Below are 4279 nucleotides of genomic sequence, written 5' to 3'. Positions count from 1 at the left end.
CAGACCCTGCAAGCCAACGCCGAGACGCGCAGCGTTCATCATGATGAACATGGCGCGCAGCCCTTTATTCTCTTCGCCAACCATATAGCCGGTCGCGCCGTCATAATTCATCACACAGGTCGAATTGCCGTGAATGCCCATTTTTTCTTCAATCGATCCACAGCTCACGCCATTGCGCTCGCCCAGCGATCCGTCATCATTGACCAGAAATTTTGGTACGATGAAGAGCGAGATGCCCTTGGAACTATCCGGTGCATCCGGAGTCTTCGCCAGTACAAGGTGAATGATATTTTCAGCCATGTCGTGCTCGCCGGCAGAGATGAAAATCTTCTGGCCGGTGATCGCGTAGCTGCCACCGGGCATAGGTTCAGCCTTGGTCCGGATCAGCCCCAGATCTGTTCCACAATGCGCTTCGGTCAGGTTCATTGTCCCGGTCCATTTGCCGGAAATCATCTGGGTCGCGTAGGTTTGCTTTTGCTCTTCGCTACCTTCGGTGAGGATCGATGCAATAGCGCCCTGGGTCAGGCCGGTGTACATTTCCAGCGCCTGATTGGCCGAAACCATGAATTCCATGACGGCATTGCCGACCACACGTGGCAATCCCTGACCACCAAATTCTTCGGGCGCCGACAATGTCGTCCAGCCACCGTCTGCAAGCTGCTGATAAGCTTCCTTGAAACCCTTCGGCGTAGTTACCGAGCCATCTTCATGGCGGGTGCATCCCTCCTCGTCGCCGGATTGATTGAGCGGGTGGAGAACTTCCGTCGAAAATTTTCCGGCTTCGGTCAGGATAGCATCGACCATTTCCGGCGTCGCATTTTCAAAGCCGGAGATATTGGTATATTTTTCCAGATTGAGAACTTCGTTGAGAATGAACCGGACTTCGCCGATCGGTGCGGTGTAACTGGGCATGATATAATACTTTCTGCTCAAATGGGGCTGCCGGATGGTACCGGCGTCTATCCTCTATCGACGCTGTGCTTTTGCGTCCGCCATGGCGTCTTGCACAGTCCTTATAAAACCGGTCAGTTCCTTGATCGAACTGTCGATGTCGGCGCGCTGCTTCTTCAGCGTATCGACCTTTTCCTGACATTTTTCGACGGTGACCTGCATCTGTGTTTTGCGCCCGTCACCAACGTCATAAAGATCGATCATCTCGCGAATTTCGACCAGGCTGAAACCAACATTTTTTGCCCGCATGATCCAGGCAAGCCGCGCCCGGTCACGTTTGGTATATATGCGCGAGAGTCCCTTGCGGTGCGGGGCAATTAGCCCCTCGTCTTCATAAAATCGCAGGGCCCGGGCGGTTACGCCAAATTCTTCCGACAAGTCGGATATGGTATAGGCCTCCCGGTTTTTCAGGTCGGGCGTATCAATTTCAGCATGATTTGGCGATTGCGACATGCCCGCTTCATAGCTTACGCTAACGTAAACGTCAAGACTAAGGAGCGGGGCACAAATTGTCGAAATCACGGCCACTGGTGGAACGGGCCACCGCATCCCCCTCCCCGATCAGATAGAAGCTGACTCCGGCAAAACCCGCGCGCGGGCTGCAATAGCTTGCGCAGCTCTCTGGTAGACCACCTGGCAGTTTCAGTTCAACGCCGTCAAACCGCGCGGTAAAGCTGCATTTTTCTTCGCTGTCGAGAGTTATCCGGACGTTCTCGCCATCGCGCTCGGCCTCGCCCAGACCCTCGCATTTGCTGTCCGGCCCGAACACCGCGATCATCCCGACCTGATAGCCATTTTCGTCATTGCCCACCGCGCAAAAACTGTCCGTTCCAAGATCGCTTTGCCGTTCAAACGCGCCAGAGAGGGTGACGTTGCGGACATCGGGTATTACGCCGGCATCAATCGCAGCCTGTTCCAGCGAAGATATCTCCACGTCGGTTATTTCAGGATCGGATTGCGCCAGGCCACAGCCAGCCAGCAAAAGTGCAAGAAACAGCACTATGATGCGGTTCACGTGACCGGCTCCAGCTTCCCGGCGACGATTTTGCGATAGAAGCAGCTTGTCTGGCCGGTATGACAAGCCGGCCCCGCCGGCATGGCCTTGATCCACAGGGCGTCCTGGTCGCAATCAATCCGCATCTCGGTCACCGACAATATATTGCCCGAGGTCTCGCCCTTTTTCCAAAGGCATTGGCGACTACGGGAATAGAAATGGGCGACGCCGCTATCCTGCGTCAGTTGCAACGCTTCGGCATTCATAAACGCCAGCATCAATATATCTCCTGACGAAACATCGGTGACAACCGCTGTGATCAGGCCATTCGAATCATATTTCGGCTGTAATATAGTTCCGGTTTCGGGATCATTTTCTCTATCGGTCATAGCCGTGAATTAAGACCCGATCGGGATATGCGCAACGGCTAATGGCGCTATTGCTCCCGAAGCTTTCTGCCCATCAACCCGATATGATGATTTTATGACATTGGGGGCAGACAAAGCCCAGTTTCAAACCTATATGCCTGACATCCCGCGCCCGACCTTTTAGCAGCCAGGTGAGATATGCTGACAACCCACCCGTTTGAAGATGACAAGCTGCGGGAAGAGTGCGGCGTTTTTGGCATAGCTGGTATCGAGGACGCGGCCGCGATGGTCGCGCTCGGCCTGCATGCACTTCAGCATCGCGGTCAGGAAGCGGCGGGCATCACCTGCCGGAATGGCAAGGAATTTTACAGCCATCGCGCGCTTGGCCCGGTTGCTGGCAATTTCGACAGCGAAGAAATCATCCATCGGCTGCGCGGCGATTCGGCCTGCGGCCATGTCCGCTATTCGACCACCGGCGCAGGCACGTTACGGAATATCCAGCCACTCGAGGCGGACCTTGCTTCCGGCGGCTTCGCTATTGCCCATAATGGCAATATTTCCAATGCTTTGGCATTGCGAGACGAACTGGTGCGCCATGGTTCGATTTTCCAGTCAACCAGCGATACCGAGGTTATCATCCATCTGGTTGCGACCTCGAAATATCGCACATTGCTCGACAAGTTTATCGACGCGCTGAAACAGGTCGAAGGCGCCTATTCGCTGATCTGCATGACCGCCGAAGGCATGATTGCCTGCCGCGATCCGCTGGGCATCCGCCCGCTGGTCATGGGACGCATCGGCGAAGCCTATGTTTTTGCGTCAGAAACCGTTGCGCTCGATCTGGTCGGTGCAGAATATGTCCGCAGCGTGGAGCCCGGCGAGCTTATCGTGGTCGCCAACGGCGAACTGCGTTCCCATCATCCCTTCGCCAACGCCCAGGCCCGGCCCTGTATTTTCGAGCATGTCTATTTTTCCCGCCCCGATTCGATCGTCGACGGCAGTTCGGTTTACAGCGTGCGCAAGGGAATCGGCGCGCAGCTGGCAATCGAGAGCCCGGTCTCTGCAGATTATGTCATCCCGGTCCCGGACAGTGGCACACCGGCGGCACTCGGCTTTTCAGAACAATCGGGAATCCCCTTTGAACTGGGTATCATCCGGTCGCATTATGTCGGTCGGACGTTCATCCAGCCAAGCGACGGTGTCCGGCATCTCGGCGTCAAGCTCAAGCACAACGCCAACCGCCCGCTGGTCAATGGCAAGAAAATCGTGCTGGTCGACGATTCGATCGTGCGCGGGACGACCAGCCTGAAAATTGTCCAGATGATGCGCGAAGCGGGCGCCGCGGAAGTCCATATGCGGATCGCCAGCCCGCCGACGATGCACAGCTGCTTCTACGGTGTGAACACGCCCAAGCGGGAAAAGCTGCTCGCGGCCCAGAAATCCGTCGAGGAAATGCGGGAATTCATTCAGGCGGACAGCCTGGCTTTCGTTTCCATTGATGGCCTCTACCGCGCAACGGGTGAAGAAACCCGTCATGATATCCAGCCGCAATATTGTGATGCCTGTTTTACCGGTGCCTATCCAACCGTTCTCACCGACCGCGATGGCGAGGAAGAACCGGACCAGCTTTCCATGCTCAACGAACGCATGGATTCATCCCAATCGGGTCGCGACGATGAGCCGTCTGGCGATTTGCCGCGTCTGAAACAAACGGCGAACTGACAATGAAATTTGAAGGTCAACTGGCGCTCGTAACCGGCGCAAGCCGCGGCATCGGTGCGGCGACGGCTTTGGCATTGGCCAAGGAAGGCGCCCATGTCGTGATTACCGCGCGCAGCGCGGACGACCTGGAAAAGATCGAGGAGCAAATCCACGAGGCCGGTGGCAATGCAACCATTGCTCCGCTCGATCTGACCGATGGCGACAGTATCGGACGTCTGGCCACCGCGATATCCAGCCGCTGGGA

At 56.2% G+C, this 4279-nt stretch carries 6 protein-coding genes; 2 read left to right on the top strand and 4 right to left on the bottom strand.

The window, feature by feature from the left end; translation table 11 throughout:
- The 4 genes from WBM93_RS00695 to hisI all read right to left on the bottom strand — a co-directional run.
- The coding region (locus WBM93_RS00695; protein ID WP_424427157.1) for an acyl-CoA dehydrogenase family protein at positions 1–912 on the bottom strand (912 nt) is incomplete at its 3' end.
- Between the two features lie 54 nt (positions 913–966).
- The gene (locus WBM93_RS00690; RefSeq protein ID WP_424427155.1) at positions 967–1404 is read right to left on the bottom strand and encodes a MerR family transcriptional regulator; all 438 of its coding nucleotides are present in this window, start codon (positions 1402–1404) and stop codon (positions 967–969) included.
- 37 nt (positions 1405–1441) lie between these two features.
- Positions 1442–1966, bottom strand: coding sequence for a hypothetical protein (locus WBM93_RS00685; RefSeq protein ID WP_424427153.1), 525 nt, complete (start codon positions 1964–1966; stop codon positions 1442–1444).
- On the bottom strand, positions 1963–2334 hold the full coding sequence (hisI, locus tag WBM93_RS00680) for a phosphoribosyl-AMP cyclohydrolase (protein ID WP_424427151.1): 372 nt from the start codon (positions 2332–2334) through the stop codon (positions 1963–1965). The genes WBM93_RS00685 and hisI overlap by 4 nt, the downstream gene beginning before the upstream one ends.
- Before the next feature lie 177 nt (positions 2335–2511).
- Here hisI and purF point away from each other — a divergent pair, with 177 nt between their 5' ends.
- On the top strand, positions 2512–4035 hold the full coding sequence (purF, locus tag WBM93_RS00675) for an amidophosphoribosyltransferase (protein ID WP_424427149.1): 1524 nt from the start codon (positions 2512–2514) through the stop codon (positions 4033–4035).
- A gap of 2 nt (positions 4036–4037) precedes the next feature.
- Positions 4038–4279, top strand: a 242-nt coding sequence (locus WBM93_RS00670; protein WP_424427147.1) for an SDR family NAD(P)-dependent oxidoreductase, incomplete at its 3' end; no start/stop codon positions are given.

It is taken from the genome of Parasphingorhabdus sp., assembly GCF_049667325.1.
Classification (GTDB): Bacteria; Pseudomonadota; Alphaproteobacteria; order Sphingomonadales; family Sphingomonadaceae; genus Parasphingorhabdus.
Note: the sequence above shows the minus strand (reverse complement) of the source record. Positions and strands in the feature narration are given on the sequence as shown.